The organism is Variovorax glucosi (genome assembly GCF_051216695.1).
Classification (GTDB): Bacteria; Pseudomonadota; Gammaproteobacteria; order Burkholderiales; family Burkholderiaceae_C; genus Variovorax.
This window is the reverse complement of sequence record NZ_JBPJZE010000166.1, coordinates 1-1279: the sequence shown is the minus strand read 5'-3', so window position 1 is coordinate 1279 and position 1279 is coordinate 1. Positions and strand designations below refer to the sequence as shown.

Genomic DNA, 1279 nt, shown 5'->3' with positions numbered 1-1279 from the left:
GCCGAATTGGTCGTAGTAGTACGAGGGCAAGAAGGTCGTAAGGCCGATGAAGCCGCCGAAGGTCACGCCGTAGATCAGGCTGAACACCCAGCCGTCTTTCTCGAACAGGCAGGCAATGTGCTCGCGGAAGCTTGAATGCGCGTTCACGTCCGGCGGCTCCTTGGCGAAGATCACCATCACGACCATCGGAATGAGGATGGCGACGGCGGCCACGCCGTACACCGCCTGCCAGCCCAGCCAGTTCGCCAGCGGCGGCGCCACCAGCACCGACACCGCCGTGCCCACGTTGCCCGCGCCCACAAGGCCCATGGCCAGGCCCTTGTGCTGCGGCGGGAACCAGCCCGAGCCCAGCGACAGCGCCACGCCGAAGCTCGCGCCCGCAATGCCCAGCAGCACGCCCATGGCGAGCAGGTCGTTGAAGCTCTTGACGAAGAAGAAGCCGAACAGCATCGCCACCGCGATCAGCGCCATCTCGACCAGCGTGGCCTTCTTGCGACCGATGTACTGCGAGAGGATGCCGAGCGGAAAGCGCATCAGCGCGCCCGCGATGATGGGCACCGACAGCATCAGGCCCTTCTGCGCCGGCGAGAGGTTGAAGGTTTCGCCTATGAAGGGCGCCATGGCGCCGTTGAGCACCCAGATGCAGCAGGAAAACGAGAAGTACAGGAAGGCCGCGAACAGTGTCGGGCTGTGGCCTGATTGCAAGAAATTCCTGAAGCTGGACATGGCGTTCAAAGATGCGAAAAGCCGCGGCGCGACCCTGGAGAGGTCGTGTCGACGGACGGGGTTGGGGGCGGAGTGCCGGCAGCGGACGCTGTCGGCGTGGGGGTGTGCCCGGCGTGTGAATTGCCGGGCCGGCTGCAGGAGCCTGCAGCCTCATCACCAAAGCGGTGCTTCGTTACACCGCGCTCCGTTTCATGCAAGAGGCGTGCCCGCGAGTTCGCGCGGGCGTGGCCTATGCTCGCGGTGCGTTCCCACACTGCTTCCCCAAGATGTCCCTTCTCGTTGTCCTGCCCGATGAACCTGCCGGCCTCGTGCTGCCCGAGGCGCTTGCGCGGGCGCTGTCCGGCGCTGGTATCGACGTGCTCGGCGTTGCGGATTGCGGCAGCTTCGCGCGGCAGGTCGAGGCGCTGGCCCCCCGGCAGGCCTTGATTTGCCTGCCTTTGCCCACGCCCACGCTGCTCGACGCATTGCGCACCTGGGCCGGCCTGCCGCCATGCGCGCTGAGCCTTGTCAGCGCGCCGTTGGGCGGCACGCAGCATGAAGAATTGGTCGTACT

At 66.1% G+C, this 1279-nt stretch carries 1 protein-coding gene and 1 pseudogene; one reads left to right on the top strand and one right to left on the bottom strand.

The features are described from left to right. The coding region (locus ACSFA3_RS23920; RefSeq protein WP_435507889.1) for an MFS transporter at positions 1 to 726 on the bottom strand (726 nt) is incomplete at its 3' end. 266 nt (positions 727 to 992) lie between these two features. On the opposite strand from ACSFA3_RS23920, the pseudogene ACSFA3_RS23915 reads away from it, so the two are divergent. Then, a pseudogene (locus ACSFA3_RS23915) lies at positions 993 to 1279 on the top strand (ANTAR domain-containing protein); the annotation flags it as partial.